The organism is Streptomyces sindenensis, assembly GCF_014649035.1.
GTDB classification, from domain to species: domain Bacteria; phylum Actinomycetota; class Actinomycetes; order Streptomycetales; family Streptomycetaceae; genus Streptomyces; species Streptomyces sindenensis.
Window position 1 is genome coordinate 16,241 of sequence record NZ_BMSG01000027.1, and the last position, 26,751, is coordinate 42,991.

Annotated in this window: 20 protein-coding genes and 1 tRNA gene; 16 read left to right on the plus strand and 5 right to left on the minus strand. The window is 71.3% G+C overall.

The features are described from left to right. Positions 1–90: 90 nt before the first annotated feature. The 8 genes from IE145_RS24785 (at position 91) to IE145_RS24820 (ending at position 8,838) form a co-directional block, all read left to right on the plus strand. The gene (locus tag IE145_RS24785; protein ID WP_189527666.1) at positions 91–1,293 is read left to right on the plus strand and encodes an inositol-3-phosphate synthase; all 1,203 of its coding nucleotides are present in this window, start codon (positions 91–93) and stop codon (positions 1,291–1,293) included. After that, on the plus strand, positions 1,290–2,684 hold the full coding sequence (locus tag IE145_RS24790; protein ID WP_189527667.1) for an SCO3242 family prenyltransferase: 1,395 nt from the start codon (positions 1,290–1,292) through the stop codon (positions 2,682–2,684). The genes IE145_RS24785 and IE145_RS24790 overlap by 4 nt, the downstream gene beginning before the upstream one ends. Next, positions 2,681–3,553, plus strand: a complete 873-nt coding sequence (locus tag IE145_RS24795) for a sugar phosphate isomerase/epimerase family protein (protein ID WP_189527668.1) — start codon at positions 2,681–2,683, stop codon at positions 3,551–3,553. The genes IE145_RS24790 and IE145_RS24795 overlap by 4 nt, the downstream gene beginning before the upstream one ends. Then, positions 3,547–4,245: an EboA domain-containing protein gene (locus tag IE145_RS24800; RefSeq protein ID WP_189527669.1), complete on the plus strand. Its 699-nt coding sequence runs from the start codon at positions 3,547–3,549 to the stop codon at positions 4,243–4,245. Before IE145_RS24795 ends, IE145_RS24800 begins: the two co-directional genes overlap by 7 nt. Continuing rightward, entirely contained in the window at positions 4,245–5,093 is an 849-nt protein-coding gene (locus IE145_RS24805) for a TatD family hydrolase (protein ID WP_189527670.1), read from the plus strand. The genes IE145_RS24800 and IE145_RS24805 overlap by 1 nt, the downstream gene beginning before the upstream one ends. 7 nt (positions 5,094–5,100) lie before the next feature. Next, positions 5,101–6,276 carry a metabolite traffic protein EboE gene (gene eboE / locus IE145_RS24810; RefSeq protein ID WP_189527671.1) on the plus strand — a complete coding sequence of 392 codons (1,176 nt, stop codon included), beginning with the start codon at positions 5,101–5,103 and terminating at the stop codon, positions 6,274–6,276. Next, positions 6,273–7,691: an alkaline phosphatase family protein gene (locus IE145_RS24815; RefSeq protein WP_189527672.1), complete on the plus strand. Its 1,419-nt coding sequence runs from the start codon at positions 6,273–6,275 to the stop codon at positions 7,689–7,691. The genes eboE and IE145_RS24815 overlap by 4 nt, the downstream gene beginning before the upstream one ends. A gap of 76 nt (positions 7,692–7,767) precedes the next feature. After that, complete coding sequence (locus IE145_RS24820) at positions 7,768–8,838, plus strand: sugar phosphate isomerase/epimerase family protein (protein ID WP_189527673.1); 1,071 nt, start codon at positions 7,768–7,770, stop codon at positions 8,836–8,838. 65 nt (positions 8,839–8,903) lie between these two features. On the opposite strand, the gene IE145_RS24825 is transcribed toward IE145_RS24820, so the two are convergent. Next, entirely contained in the window at positions 8,904–10,208 is a 1,305-nt protein-coding gene (locus IE145_RS24825) for a DUF2254 domain-containing protein (protein ID WP_189527674.1), read from the minus strand. A gap of 163 nt (positions 10,209–10,371) precedes the next feature. Here IE145_RS24825 and IE145_RS24830 point away from each other — a divergent pair. After that, a tRNA-Leu gene (locus IE145_RS24830) sits at positions 10,372–10,459 on the plus strand. Positions 10,460–10,532: 73 nt separating this feature from the next. Here IE145_RS24830 and IE145_RS24835 read toward each other — a convergent pair. After that, positions 10,533–10,889: a hypothetical protein gene (locus IE145_RS24835; protein WP_189527675.1), complete on the minus strand. Its 357-nt coding sequence runs from the start codon at positions 10,887–10,889 to the stop codon at positions 10,533–10,535. Between the two features lie 439 nt (positions 10,890–11,328). Here IE145_RS24835 and IE145_RS24840 point away from each other — a divergent pair, with 439 nt between their 5' ends. The 6 genes from IE145_RS24840 to IE145_RS24865 all read left to right on the plus strand — a co-directional run bounded on the left by IE145_RS24840 (position 11,329) and on the right by IE145_RS24865 (position 17,713). Continuing rightward, complete coding sequence (locus IE145_RS24840; protein WP_189527676.1) at positions 11,329–12,345, plus strand: LacI family DNA-binding transcriptional regulator; 1,017 nt, start codon at positions 11,329–11,331, stop codon at positions 12,343–12,345. Continuing rightward, on the plus strand, positions 12,342–13,910 hold the full coding sequence (locus IE145_RS24845; protein ID WP_189527677.1) for a sugar ABC transporter ATP-binding protein: 1,569 nt from the start codon (positions 12,342–12,344) through the stop codon (positions 13,908–13,910). The genes IE145_RS24840 and IE145_RS24845 overlap by 4 nt, the downstream gene beginning before the upstream one ends. Continuing rightward, on the plus strand, positions 13,900–15,855 hold the full coding sequence (locus IE145_RS24850; protein WP_189527678.1) for an ABC transporter permease/substrate-binding protein: 1,956 nt from the start codon (positions 13,900–13,902) through the stop codon (positions 15,853–15,855). The genes IE145_RS24845 and IE145_RS24850 overlap by 11 nt, the downstream gene beginning before the upstream one ends. Before the next feature lie 57 nt (positions 15,856–15,912). Further along, complete coding sequence (locus IE145_RS24855; protein ID WP_189527679.1) at positions 15,913–16,836, plus strand: ribokinase; 924 nt, start codon at positions 15,913–15,915, stop codon at positions 16,834–16,836. Further along, positions 16,833–17,222: a D-ribose pyranase gene (gene rbsD, locus IE145_RS24860; RefSeq protein WP_189527680.1), complete on the plus strand. Its 390-nt coding sequence runs from the start codon at positions 16,833–16,835 to the stop codon at positions 17,220–17,222. Before IE145_RS24855 ends, rbsD begins: the two co-directional genes overlap by 4 nt. Positions 17,223–17,332: 110 nt before the next feature. After that, the gene (locus IE145_RS24865) at positions 17,333–17,713 is read left to right on the plus strand and encodes a hypothetical protein (protein ID WP_189527681.1); all 381 of its coding nucleotides are present in this window, start codon (positions 17,333–17,335) and stop codon (positions 17,711–17,713) included. 14 nt (positions 17,714–17,727) lie between these two features. On the opposite strand, the gene IE145_RS24870 is transcribed toward IE145_RS24865, so the two are convergent. The 3 genes from IE145_RS24870 to IE145_RS24880 form a co-directional block, all read right to left on the minus strand. After that, complete coding sequence (locus tag IE145_RS24870) at positions 17,728–20,967, minus strand: type ISP restriction/modification enzyme (protein ID WP_229825797.1); 3,240 nt, start codon at positions 20,965–20,967, stop codon at positions 17,728–17,730. Between the two features lie 196 nt (positions 20,968–21,163). Beyond that, positions 21,164–23,299, minus strand: a complete 2,136-nt coding sequence (locus IE145_RS24875; protein ID WP_189527683.1) for a UvrD-helicase domain-containing protein — start codon at positions 23,297–23,299, stop codon at positions 21,164–21,166. A gap of 76 nt (positions 23,300–23,375) precedes the next feature. Further along, the gene (locus IE145_RS24880) at positions 23,376–24,968 is read right to left on the minus strand and encodes a serine/threonine-protein kinase (RefSeq protein WP_189527684.1); all 1,593 of its coding nucleotides are present in this window, start codon (positions 24,966–24,968) and stop codon (positions 23,376–23,378) included. 310 nt (positions 24,969–25,278) lie between these two features. Between IE145_RS24880 and IE145_RS24885 the strand changes: the two genes are divergently transcribed. Then, a complete protein-coding gene (locus IE145_RS24885) occupies positions 25,279–26,730 on the plus strand; it encodes a hypothetical protein (RefSeq protein WP_189527685.1) in 1,452 nt (483 codons plus the stop codon). The last annotated feature ends 21 nt before the right edge of the window (positions 26,731–26,751 follow it).

Sequence of the window (26,751 nt, forward strand, 5' to 3'; positions counted from 1 at the left end):
GCCGCCTCTGCCGACGACGGGCGGGGGAAGCACGCACCTTCCCCCGCCCGCCGTCCTCCACCCCGACCCATTCCCCCAGGGAGGCAGCCCGTGACCGCTCACGCCGATCGTGAAGGCCGAACCGACGCCCCAGGCCGCACCGGTGACCCGAGCACCTCGGAGGCCACCGGCCCCGCGAGGACCGCGGGCCGCACCGGCGTCTGGTTCATCGGAGCACGCGGCTCCGTGGCGACCACCGCCACCGCGGGCTGCGCCGCCATCGCCGCAGGTCTGCACCCGCCGACCGGCATGGTCACCGAGACGCCCCCCTTCGCCGACAGCGGACTGCCCGCCCTGAACAGCCTGGTCTTCGGAGGCCACGACACCCTCGACTGCCCGCTGGCCAAGCGGGCCGAGGCCCTGGCCGACGGCGGCGTCCTGCCCCACGGACTGCCCTCCGCCGTACGTGCCGAACTCGACGCCGCCGACGCGGAGATCCGCCCCGGCGGACCGCTCCCCGGCGACACCCGCACCGACCAGGAACTCATCGCCGCGTTCGCCGCCGACCTCACCGACTTCGCCCACCGCCACGACCTGGCCCGCACCGTCGTCGTAAACGTCGCCTCCACCGAACCCGCACCGGGACCCGACGACACCCGGCTGCCCGCCAGCTCGCTCTACGCCGCCGCCGCCCTGCGGGCCGGCTGCTCCTACGCCAACTTCACCCCGTCCACCGGCCTGCGCACCCCCGCGCTCACCGACACCGTCGCCTCCAGCGGACTTCCCCACGCCGGACGCGACGGCAAGACCGGCCAGACGCTGCTCCGTTCCGTACTCGCCCCGATGTTCCTCCAGCGGGCCCTCGCCGTACGGGCGTGGTCCGGGTCGAACCTGCTGGGCGGCGGGGACGGAGCGGCGCTGGCCGATCCGGCGGCCGCGGCCGCCAAGAACGCCGGCAAGGAACGCGTCCTGGCCGACACGTTCGGCACCGCCCCCGAGGGCGAGGTGCACATCGACGACGTGCCCGCGATGGGGGACTGGAAGACCGCCTGGGACCACATCGCCTTCGACGGCTTCCTCGGCTCCCGCATGATCCTCCAGACCATCTGGCAGGGCTGCGACTCGGCCCTCGCGGCCCCGCTGGTCCTGGACCTGGCACGGCTGCTCGCCCGCGCCCACGAGGCCGGGATCAGCGGCCCGCTGCCGGAGCTCGGCTTCTACTTCAAGGACCCGGACGGCGGCACCTCCGCGGCCCTCGCCGAGCAGTACGCCACCTTGCTCACCTTCGCCGAGCGGCTGCGGGACCGGGCGTGAGGCGGCGACGGAACACCCTCCCGGCCGTCCTCGCGGCGGCCCTGTCGATGCTCCCGCCCGGGCGGCGGAACGGCTATGCCCACGGCGTGCCGAGCGCCGTGACCGAAGACAGCCTGTCCGGTGAGGGTGGGACTGCACCCGCACCGGACAGGCCCGGACCGCCCTCCACGAGCCGGCCCGGGGAACGGGGCACGCGCACCGCCGCGGACCGGCCGGACCCGCGATCCGACCGGGGCGAGCCCCGGCAGCGCCTGCGGGCCTGGGCCGAACTGCTGCGGGTCTCCGCCCTGTTCTCCGTGCCCGGGGACGCCCTGGCGGGCGCGGCGGCGGTGGGCCGCCGCCCCGGCCGGGGCACCGCACTGGCCATCGGCGCTTCGCTGTGCCTGTACGAGGCCGGGATGGCCCTCAACGACTGGGCCGACCGCGACGAGGACGCCGTGGACCGGCCGCACCGCCCGATCCCCTCGGGCCGCATCAGCCCCGCGGCGGCCCTGGGCGCGGCCGGGGCGCTGACGGCTGCGGGCCTCGCCCTCGCGGCTCGGGCCGGCCGCCCCGCGCTGACCGTCGCCACGGGCCTGGCCGCCACGGTCTGGGCCTACGACCTGCACCTGAAGCACACGAAGGCGGGCCCGGCGGCCATGGCGGCGGCCCGATCGCTGGACCTGCTGCTGGGCGCGACGGCCACGGCGACGGACCCACGCGCGCCGGGCGCGACGGTCACGGAGCCGCCTGTACGCGTGCCGGGTGCGACGGCGCCGGGTGCGACGGCGCCGGGCGTACGTGTGCCGGGTGTACGGCTGCCGGGTGTACGCGTGCCGGGCGGCACCAGCGCACCCGACAACGTTGCCGCAGCGGCACACCGCGGTCTGCCCGCAGGCCTGCCCGCATGCCTCCCCGCTCTGCCCGCCGCCCTGGTGCTCGGGGCCCACACCTACGGCGTCACCGCCGTATCGCGCCACGAGACGCAGGGCGGTTCCACCGGCACCCCGCTCGCGGTGCTGGCCACGACGACGGCGCTCGCGGCGGCGGTGCTGCGGGGGTCCTGGGGGCGGGCCCCCGACCGGCCCGGTACGACGAGGGCGGCAGCCGATGCCGGTCCCGTCGCGCGACGGCTCGACGCGGGCCCGCTCGGGAAGGTCACCGACTCCGCCCGGCTCCTGGCCGTCACGCTCACCGGCGCTTACCTCCGCACCGCCGGGCCACCCCTCCTGCACGCCGTGCTCAACCCGTCCCCGCCCCTGACCCAGCGGGCGGTCGGCGGGGGCATCCGGGCCATGATCCCGCTCCAGGCCGCGCTCGCCGCCCGCGCCGGGGCGCCCGTCACCGCTCTCGCCGTCATGGGGCTCGTCCCCCTCGCCCGCGGCCTCTCCCGGAAGGTGAGCCTCACATGACCCTCCACCTCGGATACGGCACCAACGGCCTCACCGACCTGCGCCTCGACGACGCCCTCAACCTGCTCGCCGACCTCGGCTACGAGGGCGTCGGCCTGACCCTCGACCACATGCACCTGGACCCCATGGCCCCGGACCTCACCGAGCGCACCCGCCAGGTCCGGCGCCGGCTCACCTCCCTCGGGCTCCGGGTCACCGTCGAGACCGGCGCCCGCTACGTCCTCGACCCACGCTGCAAGCACGGCCCCTCCCTCCTCGACCCGGACCCCGAAGCCCGGGCCGCCCGCACCGCCCTGCTGGTCCGCGCCGTCGACGTGGCCGCCGAACTCGGCGCGCACGCCGTCCACTGCTTCAGCGGCATCACCCCGCCCGGCACCCCGCCGGACACCGCGTGGAAGCGGCTCACCGAAGCGATCACCCCCGTACTCGCAGCGGCCGACCGGTCCGGCGTACCTCTCGCCATCGAGCCCGAACCAGGGCACCTCCTCGCCACCCTCGCCGACTTCCATCACCTGCGCGGCCTCCTCGGCGACCCGGGACCGCTCGGCCTCACCCTCGACATCGGCCACTGCCAGTGTCTGGAGGAGGCGACGCCCCTGGAGTGCGTCAAGGAATCCGCCCCCTGGCTCCGGCACGTCCAGATCGAGGACATGCGGCGCGGAGTCCACGAGCACCTCCCGTTCGGCGAGGGGGAGATCGACTTCCCGCCCGTGCTCGCCGCCCTGGCCGCCTCCGACTACCGGGGCCTCACCGTCGTCGAACTGCCCCGCCACTCCCACGCGGGCCCCGAACTGGCCCGCACCTCGATCGACTTCCTGCGCGACGCCCTGACGCGCGGCACCGCGACCGAGGGAGCCGCCCCGTGCTGAAGTCCCGCAAGGAACTCGACGCCGAACTCGGCGGAGCCGCCCGGGCCTGGCTCGACGAGGCCCTCGCCGAAGCCGCCCACGACGCGGCCCGCACGACAACCGCCTCCGGCACCCCCCACCCCGAGGCGAGCCCGTACGCCTCCCCGCCGTGGGAGCTGCGCTACGCCGCCGCCGGCCGCCACTGCGGCCGGGAGAACGCCGACTCCGTACGCTCCCTCCTGCTCGTCGAAGCCCGCGCCCCGCTGTCCTCCGTCACCCGGCTCTACGAACAGGGCGCCGCCGCCGAACGCCGCGCCGTCCTGCTCATCCTGCACCGCCTCGACCTCGGCGACACCGCGCTCCCGCTCGTCGAGGACGCCCTGCGCGCCAACGACACCCGGCTGGTCGCGGCGGCCGTCGGCCCCTACGCCGCCGACCACCTGGACCCGCACGCCTGGCGGCACGCCGTGCTGAAGTGCCTGTTCACCGAAGTGCCGGTCGCGGCCGTCGCGCGGCTCGACGACCGGGCCCGGGGAGACGCCGAACTCGCCCGCATGCTCCGCGACTTCGCCGACGAACGCACCGCCGCCGGCCGCGCCGTCCCCGAAGACCTGCGCACGGTCCTCGCCCTCACCGCCCCCGCCGACGGGGGCGCCCACCGGGCCACGCCGACCGCAGCTCCCGCAGCCCCCGCCCCCACGGAGGAGTCCTGATGCGCATCTTCGACCCCCACATCCACATGACCTCCCGCACCACCGATGACTATCGGGCGATGTACGACGCGGGCGTCCGCGCGCTCGTCGAACCCTCCTTCTGGCTCGGCCAGCCCCGCACCTCGCCCGCCAGCTTCTTCGACTACTTCGACGCGCTCCTCGGCTGGGAGCCCTTCCGGGCCTCCCAGTACGGCATAGCCCACCACTGCACGCTCGCCCTCAATCCCAAGGAGGCGAACGACCCCCGCTGCACCCCCGTCCTGGACGCGCTGCCCCGCTATCTGGTGAAGGACTCCGTCGTCGCCGTCGGCGAGATCGGCTACGACTCCATGACTCCGGCCGAGGACCACGCGCTGGCCGCTCAGCTCCAGCTCGCCGCCGACCACGCTCTGCCCGCACTCGTCCACACCCCGCACCGCGACAAGCTCGCCGGTCTCCACCGCACCATCGACGTCATCCGCGAATCGAACCTCCCCCCGGAGTTCGTCCTCCTCGACCACCTCAATGAAACAACCGTAAAGGCCGCCACTGACAGCGGCTGCTGGGCCGGGTTCTCCATCTACCCGGACACCAAGATGGACGAGGACCGCATGGTCACCGTCCTCCAGAACCACGGCACGGAGAAGATCCTCGTCAACTCGGCCGCCGACTGGGGCAAGAGCGACCCGCTCAAGACCCGCAAGGTCGCCGACGCCATGCTGAAGGCCGGGTTCACCGAGGACGACGTCGACCAGGTCCTGTGGCGCAACCCGGTCGCCTTCTACGGCCAGAGCGGCCGCCTCCAGCTGGACGTGCTCACCCCCGACCCGCTCCACGAGGGCAACTCCATCCTGCGCGGCGGGGAGTGAGGCGGCCATGCGCTTCCGCCACCCGGACGGCTCCACCGTCCACCTCGCCTACTGCACCAACGTCCACCCCGCCGAATCCCTCGACGGCGTCCGCGCCCAGCTCCGCGACCACTGCGAACCCGTCCGCCGCCGACTCGGCCGGGACCGGCTCGGCATCGGCCTCTGGCTCGCCCGGGACGCCGCCCGCACCCTGATCAACGACCCCGCCGAACTGCGCGCCCTGCGCTCCGAACTCGACAGCCGCGGCCTCGAAGTGGTCACCCTCAACGGCTTCCCGTACGAAGGGTTCGGCGCCGATGAAGTGAAGTACCGGGTCTACCGGCCGGACTGGACCGAACCCGACCGCCTCGCCCACACCACCGACCTCGCCCGCCTCCTGGCCGCCCTGCTCCCGGACGACGCCACCGAAGGCACCATCTCCACCCTGCCCCTCGCCTGGCGCACCCCCTACGACGGCGACCCCGAGGCGGCCCGCACCGCGCGCTCCGCCCTCACCACCCTCGCCCAGCGCCTCGACGCCCTGGCCGAGATGACGGGCAAGTCGATCCGCATCGGCCTCGAACCGGAACCGGGCTGCACGGTCGAGACCACCACCGACGCCATCGCCCCGCTCACCGACGTCGGCCACGACCGCATCGGCATCTGCGTCGACACCTGCCACCTCGCCACCTCCTTCGAGGACCCCGCGACCGCGCTCGACGCCCTGCACGCCGCCGGTGTCCGCATCGTCAAGTCCCAGCTCTCCGCCGCCCTGCACGCCGAGGACCCGCACCTGCCCGAGGTCCGCACCGCACTCGCCGCGTTCGCCGAACCCCGCTTCCTGCACCAGACCCGCACCAGCACGGCGGCCGGGCTGCGCGGCACCGACGACCTCGACGAGGCCGTCGCCGGCCGGGCGCTCCCGGACTCCACCCCCTGGCGCGCCCACTTCCACGTACCGCTGCATGCACCCCCGGCGCCCCCGCTGACCTCGACGCTGCCCGTGCTGAGGGACACGCTCGTCCGGCTCGTCGGCGGACCCGCGCCGCTGACCCGGCACCTGGAGGTCGAAACGTACACCTGGCAGGCGCTGCCCGCGGAACTCCGGCCCCGCACCCGCACCCAGCTCGCCGACGGCATCGCCGCCGAACTCACCCTCGCCCGCGACCTCCTGGTCGACCTCGGCCTCAAGGAACTGCCATGAGCGCGCCCGAACCCGGCCCGGAAACCCCCCGGCAGACCGGCGGCCCCACCCCCCTCCTCGTCCTCGACGTGGTCGGGCTGACTCCCCGGCTTCTGGCCCACATGCCGAACCTCCGGAGCCTGGGGGAGCGGGGCGCGCAGGCACCGCTCTCCACCGTGCTGCCCGCCGTCACCTGCGCCGCCCAGTCGACCTTCCTCACCGGTGCGATGCCCGCCGAACACGGCATCGTCGCCAACGGCTGGTACTTCCGCGAACTCGGCGACGTCCTTCTCTGGCGGCAGCACAACGGACTCGTCGAGGGCGACCGACTCTGGGACGCCGCCCGCCGCGCCCACCCCGGCTACACGGTCGCCAACATCTGCTGGTGGTACGCGATGGGCGCCGACACCGACTGGACCGTCACCCCGCGCCCCGTCTACTACGCCGACGGCCGCAAGGAACCCGACTGCTACACCCGGCCGCCCGCCCTGCACGACGAACTGACCGACAAACTCGGCACGTTCCCCCTCTTCCACTTCTGGGGCCCCGGCGCCGACCTCGTCTCCTCCCAGTGGATCATCGACGCCACCCGCCACATCATCGCCACCCGCACCCCCGACCTCGCCCTCTGCTATCTGCCGCACCTGGACTACGACCTCCAGCGCTTCGGCCCCGACGACCCCCGCTCCCACCGGGCCGCCGCCGACCTCGACCGGGCGATCGCCCCGCTGCTGGCGGACGCCCGCGCCCAGGGCCGCACGGTCGTCGCCCTCTCCGAATACGGCATCACCCGCGTGAACCGACCCGTGGACATCAACCGCGCCCTGCGCCGGGCCGGCCTGCTGGAGGTCCACACCCAGGACGGCATGGAATACCTGGACCCGATGGCCTCCCGGGCCTTCGCCGTCGCCGACCACCAGCTCGCCCACGTCTACGTACGCCGTCCCGAGGACCTGGAAGCGGCCCGGGCCGCCCTCGCGGACCTGCCCGGCATCGAGCAACTCCTCGACGACGAGGGCAAGAAGGCACACCACCTGGACCACCCGCGCTCCGGCGAACTGGTGGCCGTCGCCGAGAAGGACGCGTGGTTCACCTACTACTACTGGCTCGACGACGCGCGCGCCCCCGACTTCGCCCAGCTCGTCGAGATCCACCGCAAGCCCGGATACGACCCCGTCGAGCTCTTCATGGACCCCGAGGACCCCTACGTCCGGGTCAAGGCCGTCACGGCGGTCGCCCGCAAGAAGCTCGGCATGCGCTACCGCATGGCGGTCGTCCCCCTGGACCCCTCACCTGTTCGCGGCAGCCACGGCCGCCTCCCCGAGAGCGACGACGAAGGTCCGCTCATCCTCTGCTCCACCCCCCACGCGTTCACCGACCGGGTCAGGGCCACCGAAGTGAAGTCCCTGCTCCTCCAGCTTGCCGGACTGCACTGACCATCCCTGTCCCGCACCCGGCACCGCACGCACCGCACCACCCACCCCGTCAGGTCAGCAAGGGAGACACCCGAACATGAGCCGCACCTCCAAGGACACCGAACTCGCCCGCAGACTGAGCCGCCGCAACGTCCTCGGTGTCGCCGCCGGAGCGACCGCCGCCACGATCATCGGCACGGCGAGCGCCCAGGCAGCCGACCGGAGCCAGGGCCACGGGCACGGCCACGGGCACGGCCACGGCCACGGCAAGGGCAAGCCGGTCCTGCCCCCCGGCCGCCTCGGCATCCAGCTCTACAGCCTCCGCGACCAGATCTCCACGCTGGGCTTCGCCCCGGTCTTCGCCGAACTGGAGAAGTACGGCTACGACGAGATCGAGCTCGCGGGCTACACCCAGGGCTCGGCCGGCCCCATCACCCTGGACCGGCTCAAGCGGCTGGCCCGGGACCACGGACTCAACCCGATCGGCAGCCACGTCGGCTACTACGACGACAACAACCCCGGCGCGTACACCTTCGCCCAGAACCTGGAGAAGGTCCTCGACGACGCCCAGGCGCTCGGCCTCAAGCACATCGGCACCGCCTCCGGCCCCTTCCGCCACGGCTCCACGGTGGACGGCTGGAAGCGGGCGGCCGAGGACTTCAACACGTACGGGGCGGCCGCCCGCAAGCGCGGCATGAAGTTCTACCAGCACAACCACGCGGAGGAGTTCTCCTTCGCGACCGACCAGCCGAACGTGCGCCTCTACGACGTCCTGCTCGCCGAGACCGACCCGGACCTCGTCTACCTGGAGATGGACATCTACTGGGCGTACTGCGCCCAGTTCCGCTTCAGCAAGCGCGTGGACGGCACCCCGGCCCCGCTCGACCCGCTGCGGTACGTCCTGAAGTACCCGAACCGCTACCCCCTCTTCCACGTCAAGGACGGGGTCCGCGACGAGACGACCCGTGACGGTTACCGCATGTCGGACGTGGGCGACGGGGACATCGACTACAAGGCGTTCCTGTCCAAGGTCACCAAGCGCACCCACCACGGCCGGACCTACCACCACTGGCAGGCCGAGCACGACAACCCGGTCGACTCGCTCGCCTTCGCCCGCAAGTCCAGCGAGCACCTGCACTCGCTGCGCGAGGGCCGCTGCGGCGACTGACGCGAGAGGCCCGGCCCGCCGGAGAGATCCCGGCGGGCCGGGCAGCACCGCACACGTTCCTCCCCCTACCCGATGCCCTGCCGGTCCGGAAGGAGGGCGAACGCGCGGTCGGCGGCCACCGGAACCGCCCGCTCCATCGTCTGGACGAGCAGCTCACGATGCCGGGCCAGAGACCTCCTCCGCTCCTCGGGAACGATCACCAGCAGATCGTCGAGTCCGGCCATGAGCCGCCGCGTGACCTGAGGGCTGCCGGCGACACACCAGCGGATCTCCTCGAAGGCGAGATCCACCAGGTCGTCCCAGTCCGGACCGTCCTGCACGAGCCGCACCCGCCCGGCCCGGTCCCGGTGGTGGACCGTACCGAGCGGCAGACGCGCCACGGCCGCGAGGAACTGCACGATCCGGTCCAGGCACTGCACAGCGGTGGTCGGATCGTTCACGGACGTGGAGAGCGCCCGCAGCGCGATGTCCGCGAGCTGACGCAGCCCGAACCCCAGGTCCTGGTGCAGGGTGCGCTCCACCGAGACGGAGACGGCGTGCCGCAGCCGGAGCCGGTGCGGCACGGCCCCGCCGTGAACGGCGAGCATCGGCGTCCCCGGTACGACGAAGTCCCCGATACGGGGGATCACCCGCAACACCACCCCCTGCCGCCGCGCGGCCCGGACCAGCCGCGCCGTGTTCACATCCCGCAGCACCCCGGCCCGCCCCTCGTACACGACGCGCGCCGTCTCGGGCCCCACCTCGCCGTCCCCCCGAGGCCCCCGCGGCATCCCGCCCAGGGCCCGGAACGAGTCCCGCGCGATCCGGTCGACGACCGGACACACCTGCATCAGCCGCAGCGTCGAACTCACGTAGACGACGAAGAGCACCAGACTCGTCCCGACGAGCACCAGCATGAGCAGGCCCTGCACCAGCGGGACCGACACCACCCGGCGGGGGTCCGTCTCGCTCTCGTACGAGGAGAGCACCAGCAGCGACAACAGGAACGTCGCCAGGAACACCGTCAGCGTGAGCTTGCTGATCCGGCTCCGGACGAAGATCCGCACCACCCGGGGGGTGAGCTGGCCGCTGGCCATCTGCACCGCGACCAGCGAGATGCTGAAGACGACACCGATGAACGTCATCATCGCCGAGCTGACGACGGTCACGACGGTCTTCGTGTCCTGGGAGAACGCGATGAGATCCCCGAGCTTGTCGTACGCCTCCTCCCGCTGGAGCAGTCCGACGAGCGCGTCGTCGAGCGCGGTGGCGGCGAACCACAGCACGAACACACTGACGAACCCCACGGTCGGGGCGAACCAGAACGTGTCGCGCAGGTGCTCGCGCAGAGGGGACAGCGGGCGGGGCCGGCGGTAGCCGCGATCACTCATGCACGCGAAGGTAGCCCCGCGACCTCCGAGGACCGGGGAGGCCGACCGCCCGCCGACGCTCGCACCGCACTGACCACCGGATATGCGGGTGAAGGGCACGCCGAACCCCTGGTATTGTTTTCCATGTCGCCGCGGGGAACACACCGCGAACGACAGACACCTTGTCCGGGTGGCGGAATGGCAGACGCGCTAGCTTGAGGTGCTAGTGCCCTTTATCGGGCGTGGGGGTTCAAGTCCCCCCTCGGACACCACTGGAAAACCCCACTTCGCGTGGGGTTTTCTGCTTTTTCACGCAGGGGCGTGCCCGGCGGGCCGCAGAGCGGGTCACCTGGCGGAGAACACGGCCACCGCCAGGACCAGAGGAACCGGGCAGGCCAGCGCTCCCAGCAGCAGGCTGCGCACATCACCGGACATACGCCGGACCGCCGGTGCCCGGCAGACCGCGACGAGCACGCCCGCGCCGGCGCACAGGACCGCGAAGCAGCACAGCAGGAAGCCGCCGACCGGCTCACCCGACGCCGCGCCCCACAGTGCTGCGATCCCGACCAGCGCGCACAGCCAGGAGACGGACAGCGACGTGAGCAGCCACAGCACCGCGGAAAGCAGCACCACACCGGGGCGTCGGGGCGGAGGAGCGATGCGGGCCGGTCCGTAGAGCGCGCCACAGGTGCGAGAGTCCATGCCCTGATCCTCAGCCGCTCCCCGCCGCCGGGCATGAGGCGGATGACTCAGCCGCGCGGGACTCCGTACTCACTCCACCCACGACGGCACCGGTCATTCGCCGTCCGGCGGCCGGGCCGCCCGGTCACGAAGGCGGTCGAACTCCGCCAGTTCAGCGGCAAGAACGTCGAAGTGGGGGGAGCGGGACCCACAAGCTGCGCTCCCTCCGGCCTTCGGCCAGGGCTTCTGCGCGAACGGCCGACCGGTGACCCGCGAACCGGAAGCGGACCACCCCCTCCCGTCACGATCCGGTCTCGGCCACGGGAGAGGGTCTTGATTTCGGCCATGTAATCGATTCCAATCATGCGTGTAATCGATTCCACGGCGTCGTGAACCGGTCCACCACCGGTCGGTCACCGGGTTTCGAGGTGTACGGAAACCACAAGGAGGTGGTCCGGACATGGCGAGCATCAAGGATGTCGCGGCCGAGGCGGGAGTGTCCGCCGCCACGGTCTCGCGCGTGCTGAACAGCCACCCGTCCGTCAGCGAAGAGGCGCGCACCCGTGTCCTCGCCGCCGTCGAGGCGCTCGGCTACCGGCCCAACGCGGTGGCCCGCTCGCTGCGCACCGCCCAGACCCGCACCCTCGGCCTGGTCATCAGCGATGTGCTCAACCCGTACTTCACCGAGCTGGCCCGCTTCGTCGAGGAGGAGGCCCGCGCGCTCGGCTACAGCGTCATCATCGGCAACGCCGACGAGCGGCCCGACCTCCAGGACCACCACATCCGCACGCTCATCGACCGCAGGATCGACGGGCTCCTCGTCTCGCCCGCCGACGGGGGCTCCCCGCTGATGCGGGACGTCGCCCTGAGCGGCACCCCGATGGTCTTCGTCGACCGCTGGATCCCCGGCATCGACGTGCCCGTCGTCCGGGCCGACGGTACGGGTGCGGTCAAGGACCTCGTCGCGCATCTGCACGGGCTCGGCCACCGCCGGCTCGCCATCATCGCCGGACCCGCCGCCACCACGACCGGCAACGAGCGCGTCGAGGCCTTCCGGGCCGCGATGCGCGAGCTCGGGCTCGCCCTGCCCGACGCCTATATCGGCCAGGGGGACTTCCAGGCGGCCAGCGGCCGCCGGGCCACCGAGCGCTTCCTCGCCCTGGCCGAGCCGCCCGAGGTCGTGTTCGCCGCCGACAACCTGATGGCCCTCGGCGCGCTCGACGCGATCCGGGCGCACGGCCTGCGGGTTCCCGACGACATCGCGCTCGCCGCCTTCGACGACATCCCGTGGTTCGTCCACACCGATCCGCCGATCACCGCCATCGCCCAGCCCACCGCCGACCTGGCGCGGGCCGCCGTGCGCGCGCTGGCCGACCTGATCGAAGGACGGACCCCGCAGTCCGTCACCCTGCCCGCCCGCCTCGTCGTACGCCGCTCGTCCGGCGGGGCCGCAACGAACCAGAGGAGCGACCGGTGACCGCACCGGAGGAGCAACCGACCACCGCGCCCGACGAGTTGCTGCGCATCGAAGGTCTGCGCAAGACCTTCCCCGGCGTCGTGGCGCTCGACAACGTCGACTTCGACCTCCGCAGAGGTGAAGTGCACGTCCTGCTCGGTGAGAACGGCGCGGGCAAGAGCACCCTCATCAAGATGCTCTCCGGCGCCTACCGCCCCGACCACGGCCGCATCCTCGCTGAGGGCCGCGAGGTCCGCATCGACGGCGCGCAGGACGCCGAACGGCTCGGAATCGCCACCATCTACCAGGAGTTCAACCTCGTCCCCGATCTGACGGTGGCCGAGAACATCTATCTCGGCCGCCAGCCGCGCCGCTTCGGGCTCGTCGACCACCGTCGGATGCGCCAGGACGCGGCGGAGCTGCTGCGCAGGGTCGGCGTCGACGTGCGCCCCGACGCCAAGGTCCGTGAACTGGGCATCGCCCGGCTCCAGATGGTGGAGATCGCCAAGGCGCTCAGCCTGGACGCCCGCGTTCTGATCATGGACGAGCCGACCGCCGTGCTCACCTCAGAGGAGGTCGACAAGCTCTTCGCGATCGTCCGCCAACTCCGCGAGGACGGCGTCGGGATCGTCTTCATCACCCACCACCTCGAAGAGATCGCCGCGCTCGGCGACCGCGTCACCGTCCTGCGCGACGGCCGCAGCATCGACCAGGTCCCCGCCTCCACCCCCGAGGACGAACTCGTCCAGCTCATGGTCGGCCGCAGCATCGAGCAGCAGTACCCGCGCGAACGCCCCGACACGGGCGACGCGTTGCTGTCCGTGCGGGGGCTGACCCGTAACGGCGTCTTCCACGACATCAGCTTCGACGTACACGCCGGCGAGGTCGTCGGCCTCGCCGGACTGGTCGGCGCCGGGCGTACGGAGGTGGCGCGCGCGGTCTTCGGCGCGGACCCGTACGACGCGGGCACCGTCGACGTACGCGGCGAACGCCTCGCCCGGCACGACGTCCCCGCCGCCATGAGTGCCGGGATAGGCCTCGTACCGGAGGACCGCAAGGGACAGGGGCTGGTGCTCGACGCCTCCGTGCAGGAGAACCTGGGCCTGGTCACCCTGCGTTCCGCCACCCGCTCCGGGCTCGTCGACCTGAAGGGCCAGCGCACCGCCGCCGCCCGCATCGCGCAGCAGCTCGGCGTCCGCATGTCCGGCATCGGCCAGCACGTGCGCACCCTCTCCGGCGGCAACCAGCAGAAGGTCGTCATCGGCAAATGGCTGCTGGCCGACACCCGGGTCCTCATCCTCGACGAGCCCACGCGGGGCATCGACGTCGGCGCCAAGGTCGAGATCTACCAGCTGATCAACGAACTGACCGCCTCCGGCCACGCCGTTCTGATGATCTCCAGCGATCTGCCCGAGGTGCTCGGCATGAGCGACCGCGTCCTCGTCATGGCCGAGGGCCGGATCGCCGGGGAACTCCCCGCCGACGCAGCCACCCAGGACGCGGTGATGGCCCTCGCGGTCTCCACCCGGCCGCCCCACGAACACCCCGCACCGAAGAACGAAGAGGAGGGCCCCCGTGGCCACTGAGCCACTCAAGAGCGACACGGGCGCAGGGGGCACCTCCGTGATACGCCGCGTCCTGCTCGACAACGGAGCGCTGAGCGCCCTGGTCGTCCTGGTGGTGGCGATGTCGCTGCTCTCCAGCGACTTCCTCACCACCCAGAACCTGCTCAACGTCGGCGTGCAGGCGGCCGTCACCGCCATCCTCGCGTTCGGCGTCACGTTCGTCATCGTCTCGGCGGGCATCGACCTGTCCGTCGGCTCGGTGGCGGCCCTCTCCGCGACGGTCCTCGCCTGGTCGGCGACATCGGCGGGCGTCCCCGTCGTCCTGGCCGTCGTCCTCGCGATCGTCACCGGCATCGCCTGCGGCTTCGTGAACGGTGCCCTGATCTCGTACGGCAAACTCCCTCCGTTCATCGCGACGTTGGCGATGCTCTCGATCGCCCGGGGCCTCTCGCTCGTCATCTCGCAGGGCAGCCCGATCGCCTTCCCCGACTCCGTCTCACGGCTCGGTGACACCCTGGGCGGCCGGCTCCCCGTACCCGTCCTCGTAATGATCGCGATGGGCCTGATCACCGCACTGATCCTCGGCCGCACCTTCATCGGCCGCTCGATGTACGCCATCGGAGGCAACGAGGAGGCGGCCCGGCTCTCCGGACTCCGCGTCAAGCGCCAGAAGATCGTCATCTACGCGCTGTCCGGCCTCTTCGCCGCCGTCGCGGGCATCGTCCTGGCCTCGCGCCTCGTCTCCGCCCAGCCGCAGGCCGCCCAGGGGTACGAACTCGACGCCATCGCCGCCGTCGTCATCGGCGGGGCGAGCCTGGCAGGCGGTGTCGGCAAGGCGTCCGGCACCCTGATCGGCGCGCTGATCCTCGCCGTCCTCCGCAACGGACTCAACCTCCTCTCCGTGTCGGCGTTCTGGCAGCAGGTCGTCATCGGCGTCGTCATCGCGCTGGCCGTCCTGCTCGACACACTGCGCCGCAAGGCAGGTTCGGGGGCGGCATCCTCGGCCGGAACGGCCCCCGGCGCACCGGGTGCGGGCCGCAGGGGCGCGCTCAAGTTCGCCGGAGCGGCGCTCTGCGTGGCCCTCGTCGTCGGTGCCGTCTCCTACTTCAACTCCGTTTCGTCCGGGGGCACGAAGAGGGTCGGCATGTCCCTCTCCACGCTCAACAACCCCTTCTTCGTGCAGATGAAGGAAGGCGCACAGGCGGAAGCGGAGAAGGCGGGCATCGACCTGACCGTCACCGACGCCCAGAACGACGCCTCCCAACAGGCCAACCAGCTCCAGAACTTCACCAGTTCGGGAGTCTCCTCGATCATCGTCAACCCGGTGGACTCGGATGCCGTCGGACCGGGCGTCCGCAGCGCCAACAAGGCGGACATCCCCGTGATCGCCGCCGACCGGGGCGTCACCAAGGCGGAGACCGCGACGCTCGTCGCCTCGGACAACGTGGCGGGCGGCAAGCTCGCGGCCGACGCACTGGCCGACAAGCTCGGCGGCAAGGGCAGCATCGTCATCCTCCAGGGCACGGCGGGCACCTCCGCCAGCCGTGAGCGCGGGGCCGGCTTCGCCGAGGGGCTGAAGGCCTACCCGGGCATCAAGGTGGTTGCCAAGCAGCCCGCGGACTTCGACCGCACCAAGGGCCTCGACGTCATGACGAACCTGATCCAGTCGCACCCCGGCGTGACCGGTGTCTTCGCCGAGAACGACGAGATGGCGCTCGGCGCGGTCAAGGCGCTCGGCAGCAAGGCGGGGAAGTCCGTCTCGGTCGTCGGCTTCGACGGCACCCCGGACGGCCTGAAGGCGGTCGAGGCCGGCACGCTCTACGCGTCGGTCGCCCAACAGCCCGCCGAACTCGGAAAGATCGCCGTGCAGAACGCGGTCAAGGCAGCGAAGGACGAGAAGGTCGCGAGCACGGTGAACGTGCCGGTCAAGGTGGTCACCCGGGAGAATGTCGCCGACTTCTCCTGAGCCGCGCTCACCGAATCCGTCCACCGGTTCCGACCGACGAAAGCAGGAAGCACGCCCATGCACGACAACGCCCCCGACGACCGGTACGACCTGCTGGTCGTCGGGTCGGCCAACGCCGACCTGGTGATCGGCGTCGAGCGCCGCCCCGCGCCCGGGGAGACGGTCCTCGGCTCCGACCTGGCCGTACACCCCGGCGGCAAGGGCGCCAACCAGTCGCTGGCCGCCGCCCGCCTCGGCGCCAGGGCGGCCCTGCTCGCCCGGGTCGGCGACGACGACCACGGACGCCTGCTGCTGGAGACCCAGCGCGCGGCGGGCGTGGACACGGACGGCGTTCTGGTCGGCGGAGCCCCCACAGGCGTCGCACTGATCACCGTCGACCCCTCGGGCGACAACAGCATCGTGGTCTCCCCGGGGGCCAACGGACGCCTCACCCCCGAGGACGTCCGGGCGGCGGCCCCGCTGCTGGCCGCCGCCCGGGTCATCTCCGTACAGCTGGAGATCCCGCTCGACACGGTCGCCGAGACGGTACGCGGCCGGGGGCCGGACACCCGGCTCGTCCTCAACCCGTCGCCGCCCGCCCCGCTCCCCGGAGAGGTGCTCGCCGCCTGTGATCCGCTGGTGGTCAACGAGCACGAGGCGCGGTACATCCTCGGTGAGGACGCGGGGGAGGGGCCGCACGACTGGGCTCCGGCCCTGCTCGCGCTCGGCCCGCGCTCGGTCGTCATCACCCTGGGCGCCGCCGGGGCCCTGGTGGCGGACAGCCGTACGGGCTCCCTGGACCAGCTCGTCAGCCCGAAGGTCGAGGCCGTCGACACCACGGGCGCCGGGGACGCGTTCACGGCGGCCCTCGCCTGGCGTCTCGGCCGGGGCGACGACCTGCGGGAGGCGGCGGCCTTCGCCGTACGGGTGGGCGCGGCGGCGGTCACGGCACGAGGGGCGCAGGAGTCGTTCCCGACGCTGGAGGAGGTCGACGCGCTGTGAAGAAGTCGGGCATCCTCAACCGCCACCTGGCGGGCGCGATGGCCGAACTCGGCCACGGCGACACCGTCCTGGTCTGCGACGCCGGCATGCCGATACCCTCCGGCCCCCGCGTCGTCGACCTGGCCTTCCGCGCGGGCACCCCGTCGTTCGCCGAGGTACTGGACGGCCTGCTCGACGAACTGGTCGTCGAGGGCGCGACGGCCGCGGAGGAGACCCGCGAGGCCAACCCGGCGGCCTCGGCGCTCCTGGACACCCACTTCCCCTGGCTGGAACTGGTCCCGCACGACGAGTTGAAGGCGCTGACGGCGAGGGCCCGCCTGGTGGTCCGCACGGGGGAGGCGAGGCCGTACGCGAATGTGCTGCTGCGGTGCGGGGTGTTCTTCTGACACCAGGTCGAATGCCGCTCCGAGTCTGTGCGTCCGGCCGGCTTCGGCCGGCCGAGACGCCTCCATGTGCTAGGCATGACGGCATGTACTCTCCAGCCCCTCTGCCACACGTGGACCTCACGGCTGCGCAGTGGCAGCTCTTGGGCGAGTTGGTCTCCGCCCCCATGACCGACCCGTCCCACGGCGCCGACAGCACGGCGACGGCCGCAGCACGCGGTCTCGACCCGCAGCTGTTCCCGGCTGATTCCGCCCTTCTCACCTGGATGAAGCTGGCCGAACTCAGCGGCGATCTGCTGGTGGTAACCGATCTTGGGGTCGCCCTCCACTACCGGCGCCTGCAGGAGTTGTTGGAGCTCCGGCTGAGCGAAGTGGCCAGGTTCGCGGCAGCCCATGAGCCCTCCGCGCCGTGGTTCGCACGGAACGTACGCCTCCTGGCTGAGGGCTCCCTGTCGTTCGCCGACGCCATGCGGGAGCCCCGGCGGACAGCGTGAGTCAGGGTGGGCTGCTAAGAGGTGGGGGCCGTCGTGAAGAGGGTGTCGGCAGGGTGATGGCGTGGCTTCCGGTCGCTTTCCCGCCCGAGCAGTACGCCGGCCGCCGACAGCTCGTCACGTGTGGAGAGGGGCCCCGCCAGAATCTCGGAGAGAAGGTCTCGCTGCACCGTGGCCAGGTCGGTGAGGCGACGCAGTACGGAGAGAAGGTCGAGCAATTCCTCCGTCCACTCGGTCGGCCAGCTCTCCACGTGCAGATCGTCCAACGGGCTCGTCCTTTTGCTGGTCGGCTTCGCCTTCCGGTACCCGAACCACTTGTTCACGACCTTCATGCCGCCCACGTGGTACTCCCAGACGGCCTCGGGCACGGGAGCGAACGAACCGCCGCCCAGGTACAGCGTCCGTGTCTCCGCCTCGTACCGGATGCGGTCCGGGACGTCGCGGCCGATGTTCGTCTCGTAGCGCACCTGCCGCGGATCCCGCGCGGGAAACCGGACATCGCCACGGGGACGCCCGGCTTCCGGATCGGCACACCGCTCTCCGTATGTCGATGCCCACAGGATCTCCGTCCCGAGCGCGGTCGCCTGTTGCCACAGTTCCGGGTCCCGGGTCAGCGGCAGACGTACGCCCGGCGTGAGCAGTTCCTCCGCGAAGTGTTCCGTGAAGGCACTGTGCGCGGTGACGGCCATGATGTACGTGGCAAGGTCCGCCGCGCTCACCGGCCCCGTGCCCGTACTGCGTGAGAGGAGGGACAACAGGCCCGCAGGGACATTGGGTGAGCCGTCGGGATGCAGGAGAGGCATGACCCGGCCGCCGCGGCCGTTGAAGTGGTGTGTGTCTGGTATGAGGTGGGTGGCTACGACGGCCGGGCCGGAATCGATCTCGTGCGACGACTGCTGGTTGAGGAAGAGCTGGTCGGGGTGGACCGACGCCCAGAGGCTGGGCCGCGGATAGTCGATGACACGGTTGTCGGCGATGAGCCACTGCCGGTCGAAGCTGCGCAGGGAGACACGGGCCAGCCCGGGACGGGTGTCGGTCTCGTTTCCGACTGTGCGGGAGCGGCTGGGCAATCCGGGGAGTGGTTCGCGTCTGCTGATCAGGTCGCGATCGCGGGTCTCCTTGAACAGCGTCGACTTGTCCGCCGGGTCGGCCTCGCGCACCAGTCGTGCCCACCTGCGCCTGAGGGTCTCCGCCGAGGGGCTGCAGACCCAGGAACGGTTCGTCTTGATTCCGGGACTGCCCCATGGCAGCAGGTCGTTGAGGGTGGGGAAGTCCTGCCAGCCCGATGACGTGAGTGGCGTGAAAGGGAGGACCTTCTCGGTATGTGTGTCCCTCCACCCCGCGTCGTCCAGCCGGATGTCACGCAGCTGCCGGAACTTCTCGTCGCGACTGCCGACCACGGCACGGTAGTGCACCCGCGCCTGACGGCCGGTCTTCTCCGCCGGTTCCCCGGCTCGACGGACGAAGACGCAGATGGCGAGAGGCTGGGCGACGCCGGGGAAGACGCGGGTGGCTACGTCGGCGCGGTGGCCTTCGGGCGAGAGATTGATGATCCAGCCCTCGTCGCATGTCCGGCGCAGGTAGCTCCGCATGCCCCGTCCGCCCGGACCCGTGGTCCACCCGGACGGGGCGATGAAGCAGACCACGCCGTGGCGGTCGTTCTGGTGTGCGTCGAACACCTTCCAGGTTGCCCAACGCCAGAAGTAGACGTACAGGTTCTTGAGTACGTGCTCGTAGCGGCCGTTTCCCGGCAGCCGGAAGCCGTCCAGCAGTGGTGCATCCTGGCCGTGGCTGCGCTTTTCCACCCAGCCGCCGCGGTTTTCGGCCTTGTCGTCGTACGGAGGGTTGCCGATCACCACGTTGACGGGCGTGCTGGCCTTGATCCTGTTGGCGTGGCGCCGGGAGGCGGCCAACGCGTCGTGGGTCAGGTACTCGTCCTCGACGAAGGGGTTGTCGAGGGTGTCGGTGACGAAGAGGCTGAGTCCGCCTTCGGGTAGAGCTGCCCCGTGGCGTTTCAGGAGGTCCGATGTCCGTAGTTCGGCAACGGCGAAGGGCCCCATCTGCAACTCGAAGCCATAGAGACGCGAGGCGAGGCGCGAGATTGCGTCCGTCGCCATGGCGGGTCCGGACCGCTCCGCGGCCTGCTCGGCCACCCGGTCGATGATGGTGTGCAGATACGTGCCCGTGCCCATGGCCGGGTCCACGATGTGTACCTCCTGCTCACCGAACCCGGCCTGTTGGCCGAGGCGGGTGTGCAGCACGTCCTCGGTGAGACGAACCATTTCTTCCACCACCTGGTGCGGCGTGTAGTACGAGCCGCTCTTCTGCCGCAACTCCGGGTCGTACACGGTGAGGAAGTGTTCATAAAGATGCAGATAGGCATCCCGGTTTCCCGCCCTGATCGCGGGCCAGTCGACCTCGGCGATCGTCCGTTGCAAGAGGTCGAGCGTCACGCTGAAACGCTCGTTGACGTTGTCGGTGAGGAGCTGAAGTGCCCGGCCCATGAGCGCGTGATCCGCGTTGAGACTGCGGCCGACATCATGTAACCCGACCCCTTGCAGGCGTACGCCCTCCGAGCGGGCGAGGAGCAACGCGAAGGTGACCGCTTGGGCGTAGCCGTCGGCGAAGGTGGCGTCGTCGGCGGAGGGGAAGAGCAGCCGCCGCCACTCGTTCTTGAGCCCGGTGAACGGCCGGGCTCGCAGGTCGTCGTCGGGGGCAGACGATCGGGCCTCGGCTGACAGCTGCTCCAGCACGGCCGAGCGCAGAAGCCTGCACAGCGGGGCCAGATGCTGGACCAAGCGGGACACGTTGGAGATGCGGGGCGGCTTCCAGTTGAGGAACAGCTTCAACAGGGCATCGAATGCCGCTGGATCGCCGGGCGCCAGCCGGTCTCCCGCATTCCTGAGAGTGCCGACGAACCGGACGGTCTCGCCGAGTTGCCGCCCGTCGCGGAACAGACGCCATTCTGTCCCGTTGGAGTAGAGCAGGTTGGGCAGATTCCGGAGCTTCTCCCACTGCTCGCGGTTCGCCTTGTTGAAGGTGTCCGGATCGACCGACAACGCAGGCTTCTTGAGCTCGATGTAGCCCGTCAGGTCACCGCCTGCGCGGATGGCGTAGTCCGGGCGGACACCCAGGTCCGCGATGCGGTACTCGTCGTGCCAGGTGACTTCGTGCTGGTTGTGCCGCTCGCCGACCGCCCGCAGCAAGTTTTCGAGAGGCCCACGGATCGCGGCTTCCTCGCTGCCACCACCGGACAACTTGGTCTTCGACTGACGGCCGAACTCCGCTACGGCGGCCAGCAGCCAACCGTAAAGCCCTTCTGACATATTCCCCCCGGGTTGTGTCAGACGGAGCCTAGCTACGCATGGTTCTCAGGGGAAGACGGTCTGTTACTAAGGGGGTTGTGGAGGTCGGCGGGACCAGGGGGACGGTGATGCGGCACCGCAGTTGCTCTCACACCCCGGCCTCCACCAGGAATGCACTGGGCTCCCCGGTCCACGACACGTACAAATCGTCCCGAGCACGCGTGCACGCCACGAAGAGCAGACAACGTTCCGCCAGCAGATCGGCGGCGTGCTGAAGGCGGTCGACCTCGGCCGGGGTAACCGCCTTGGGGAACGGGAGGGCGCCGACACACGCACCGATGACCGCGACACAGCGAAACTCCAGTCCCTTGAAGGCATGCATGGTGCCGACCTGGACGGCATCCGCCTCGGCAATGCTGTCACCTCGCAAGCGAGCCGCGGGAATGCCGGCCTGCCTGAGCCGCTCTACCGCCTTGTCTCCGTTCTTGTTGAACCGGGCGCTGACCCCGATCTCGCCTGCGGCGATCCCGCTGTCGAGCCAGCCGCGCACCCGCTCCACGAGTCCTTCCAGTTCCGCTGCCTCCGATTCCGCTCCGAGCATCTCGGGCCGTGTGCCGTGAAGAGACGAGCGGTAGCCCAGCAGGGTCTCGTTCCGCGCGTCATCGGCGAGCTGTTCGAAGGGCCGCCCGACCAGCAGAGCCGTTGACCAGCTGAGGATCTCGTGGGTGGAGCGGTAGTTCTTGCGCATCTTCGTCGACCGGCCGGCGACCCTCACTCCGACGGCCTTCAGCGACACCTTCGAGTCGTAGATCCGTTGGTGCGGATCGCCCGCGATGAACAGGTCGTCCGGGCGGGACGGGGCGGCCGCCCGCAGCAACCGCCACTGCACGGGGTGCAGGTCCTGTGCCTCGTCGACGACGACGTGCCGATAGCGCGGGCCGCCGGACTCCAGCAGATCCGCTGCCTCCGCACAGGTGCCGAGGTAGGTGCGCAGCCCGTCGGCTGTCAGACGGCCGGTGAACTTCTCGACTGTGCGCCAAACGAGCGCGCGGGAGGTGATCGGCAGGGCGCTGCCCCGGCCTCGCCGCTCACAGTCCTCGTACTCCTCCAGGGTGCGCAGATTCTGCGCCAGGACGACGTGCTTGTACTCCTGTGCCAGAAACTGTCCCGTCCCCGAGAATCCGGTCGCCCGCGCGGCCTGTTCCCACCGCGGCTCTTCCTCGCCGCCCCGCAGGGGGCGCCGCGAGGTGGACACGACACGACCCGCGAACGCGTCGACCGTCATGATGTCGACACGGTCGCGCAGCGTCTCGTCCTCCACCAGGGAGGCCAGTCCGCTCCGCAGCGCGGCCACGAGCGCGTTCGTGTACGTGGTCAGCAGGATGCGATCGCCATCGCGCAGGTGCCCCAGGAGATGCCGCACACGATGCAGCGCGACGACGGTCTTCCCCGTGCCCGGGCCACCGGTGACCTGTGCGGGGCCGGAGTACGAAGCCCGATAGGCGATCCGGTGCTGGGAGGGGTGGAGAAACACCCGCCAGGCCGCGAACGGCTTGCCCAGGATGTCCCGCAACTCCTCGGACGCGGTCACCAGCGCGATGCGGGTACGCGTGCGGTGGATGGCCGTGGCGAAGTCGTCCGTGTCCACAGGAGCGTCACCCGGCGAGACCTGGGCGAGACTGACGGAGACGACATCCCGCCACACCTCCTCCACGCTGAATCCTGCCGCCAGGTACTCCAGGACCTCACGTTGGTCCTGCGGGAAATAGGGGGCGAAGACCTCCAGCTGCTCCACATCGGTGAGTGCACGGGCCTGACGCAGCGTGGTTTCGTCGATGCCCAGCGCCGCGAGGTCTCCGTCGGACACCTTGGTGAACAGTCGCTGATCGGCAGCCGGAGCGATCCGCTCGTAGGCAGGTGTGAGCTCGTCCAGCATGGCGATGTCCCGGATCTCCACCGCCCGGGTGACGGTGTTGACGCTCGCCTTCTGCTTGATCGCCCAGTCGATCGCCTTGTCGTGCGGCATCACCCGGAGCAGCACGTAGGTGTCACCGCTGTCGGGCGCGAGCACCACGCCCCGCGTCCCCTGGTCGATGCGGATGGTGCGGATGTGCGGATCGCGAGCGCGCTTCAGCGACTCGAGTTTCAGCCCCGGGTCCTTGAACAACTGGTCGAGCGTGAGTCGTTCGAACTTCTCCCAGGCGTCGAACACCCCTTGTTTGACAGTCCCTTGAAGCTTGCCGAGCTGGGAACAGAAACCGATGTCGAACGCGAGGTGGGGCATGGGCGGACTCTCCCGTGGTGCGGGCGGAACGGAGCGAGGGGGTGGGGCAAGGGGGAAACGACAGCAGACCGGGCACTCAGCCCGCGGTCCCGTCGAGGTCGAGACGTATCAGGGCCAGGGCCTCGGCGACCTCCTCCGTCATCTCGTCGTCGGCGCCGAACACCAGGCACAGGTCGTCGTAGAGCGGTGTGAGGATCCGCTCGGCCTCGGCGGCCTGCCCCTGGGCAAGCAGGAGCATCCCGATGTCCCGCCGCAGCTCGACCGCCTCGTCGCTGACGTCGCCGTCGACGGTTCGGACCACTTCGAGGACGCTGCGCAGAGCGGCCAGCGCGTCGGTCACCTGTCCGAGCTCGCCCCGGCACCGGGCAGCCTGCGCGCGGCAGCCGCGGGCCCGTTCCCCCGTCGGCCCGTCGGTCCGCGCGTAGGCATCGGCGAGGGCCTCGAACTCCGGCAGCGCCGCCCGGAAGTCTCCGCCGAGCAGCCGGATCGCGGCCCGCTGCCGCCGTAGACCCAGCACTCTCCTGCTCTCCTCACCGAGAGCGCGGGCGGCCGGCTCGATCAGCTCTCCGAGCACTTCGGCGGCCTGGGCGTACCGCTCCTCCTCCAGCAGCGCGTCGGAATGCTGGTAAGCCTCCTCGATCTCCGCACGCAGCTGCTCCGGTACGGGGACGGGCACGGCGGCTGCGACGCCCGGGTCAACGGTGGTGGGCGTGGGACGGCGGCCTTCACCGGCGCGGGCGCGCGGGGCGTACGGGTTGCGGAAGATCCCGGTCGGGTCGGGCGCACCGTTCCACCGCTCCTCACCCGGCGAGGGCTGCTGACCCGGGGGCGGCAGGAAGGGCCGCAGCCGCTCGTACACCTCCTGCACATCCGCAGGCCGGGCCTCCGGCGCCTTGAGCAGCAGGTGCAGGACGAGGTCCTCAAGTGCCTCGGGTACGTCGGGGCGCAGAGTCCGCAGCGGGGTGGGTGCCGCGTTGACATGCTGAGACATCACCACGTACTCACTGGCACCGCTGAACAACAGACTTCCGCAGAGGAGCTCGTGGAGGATGCAGCCGAGCGCGTACAGGTCGGTCTGCGTGCTCGTGCGCCCGCCCCGCACCTGCTCCGGCGCCATGTACTGGTAGGTCCCGATCGGGGTGCCGGTGGCGGTGAGCTTGGTGGCGTCGCTTCGCAGGATCGCCGCGATCCCGAAGTCCAGGACCTTCACGGTCCCGTCCCGGGCGACCAGAATGTTGCCCGGCTTCAAATCGCGGTGAATGACCGGCACTTCGTGTGCGTACGACAGCACGGTCGCAACCTGCGCGGCGACTGCGGCCGCCCAGCTGACCGGCAGCGGACGTTCCGGGTGGATGTACGAGGACAGGGCCACCCCGTCGACCAGCTCCATGACCAGGTACAGCCGCTCGAACGAGTCGTCCAGCACCGCGTCGTACACCTGGGGAACTCCGGTGTGCCGGATCTTGGCGGTGATGCGGGCCTCGCGACGGAAGCGCTTCGCGAACTCCTCGGCCAGTTGCGGCGAGCCGAGAACGGCTTGCTGTCGGATCAGTTTCACGGCGACGGGCCGGTCGAGCACGGCGTCGTAGCCGCGCCACACGTCGCCCATGCCACCGCTGTCGAGCCCTTCCAGCAGTTCGTACCGACCGGCGATCGCCTGTGGTGACACCGTTCCCCCGGGGTTGTGCGGATGCGGTCGACGTGCAGGGGGCCGACCACGGCATGGTTGGGGACGAGTCTGGCCGGTGGGGGTGTTCCAGGTCCACCGGAGGCGCGCAGCGAGGGATGAGCCGTCTTGTTCCGGTCACCGAAGTGGCTCGTTAGTGCTGCTCAGGGCCGTGCGGGCGTCCCGTCTTCGTCCGGGCGTCGCTCCGTCGGCGAAGAAAGTTCTGGCGGATCCCGGTCACCGGAGCTAAGCTCCCCGCGATGACTCACTCCATGAACAGATTGGGGGACCCGTCCGCGCAAGGTGAGTGCTGATGCTCACTTCGACCGCGAACCGGGATTCCCACCCGTCCACTCTGCGTTTCCCCTCCTTCTGGCCGCGCGTGCGCGAGTTCGCCGTGCCGGCCTCGATGATCGAGGCTGCGACCGCCCGCCGCGAGGCCGGGGACTGGGCAGGAGCGTGCGCCGCGGCAGGCGTCGACGTCGATCTCCAACTCCGCTCCGTGGCACGCAGTCACGGCCGGGCCCTCGCCGCCCGCATCCGGGCGGACCTACGCCACCTGGCACCCGACCTGCTGCGCTGGCACATGCCGAGAGTCGCCCCGCACGGGCTGCTGCGCCCGGGGCTGACGATCGACCTGGCCCGCTACGACCCAGCGGAGCGCGACGGGCCGGGCCCGTTGCACCTGGTCGTCCGGACCCCGCCCGCCTGGGCGGACGCCGGGCAGCGGATCAGCCTCGCGCTGTGGGACGGCTCGCACACCGAGCCCACCGCCCGCCGTCACCCCCACCCTCATCCGAACCGCCGCTTCCGCCTCGATCTGCACCGCCACCTGTGGGATGCGCGCAGGGCCGATGAACTGCCGCTCCGCTCCGGAACCGACGCCCCGTCAACCGGAAACTCCAGGCAGCCAGTTGACCCTGACCTGTGGGCCGTCGTGCCACCGGACCGCCGCTGTGCCGTCGACCGGTGGGCGGCGGAGGCGGCGACCCTGCTCCGAGCGGAGGGGCGAGGACCGGGCGGGACGGTGAGTGTGCGACTGGGCGGCCGACGCCGACTGCTTCTCCGCATGGAGGCAGACGAGAACGGCCCTGGCACGCCGGTCGCGCGGATCGCGGCGGCGCTGCCGGACCCGGGTTCGTCCACGGCACCCGTGCTGCCGGACGCGGCCACGTGGGTGCTGCCCGACCTCGACCTGCTCCGTACCGGGGCGATCGAGCCCGGCCAACTGCACCCGCTGGTCGCGCGGGCGCTCGTGCCGGACCTCCCGGCATCGGCTTCCGCTGCGGCCCGTTCACGTACCGGCGACCGGACCGGGGCCGTGCGCCTGGTGGACTGCCGGGGATCGCAGCACCGGATCGGCCTGGTCGACGGGGCCCTCGCTCCGCTGGACCACGACCCGGCCGAGATCCGCCGTGAAGAACTGCTGGTCGCCCTCACCGGAACGCCGTTGCCCTGCCTCCAGGCGATCGACGAAGCACACCGAAGGCCCGACTGCCTCACCGGTGTGCGCGAACGCCTCGATCACGGGGACATCGCCGGCGCGCTCGCCGTCGTCGAGGGGCTCCTCGGTCCCGAGGCAGTGCTCCGCGATGGCCCCTTGCGGGACGAACTGGAAGCCGCGGCCCGACGGCGGATCACCTACGGACTGTTCCGGGCCGACCTGCTCGGCCCCGGCCCGATCCGCCGCCGCACGGACCCCCGCCGCATCGTCGACCCCCGCCCGCGCCGGGCCCGTCGACCGCGCCACACCACCATCAGCTGAACCCGTAGCCTCCGCGGCCGC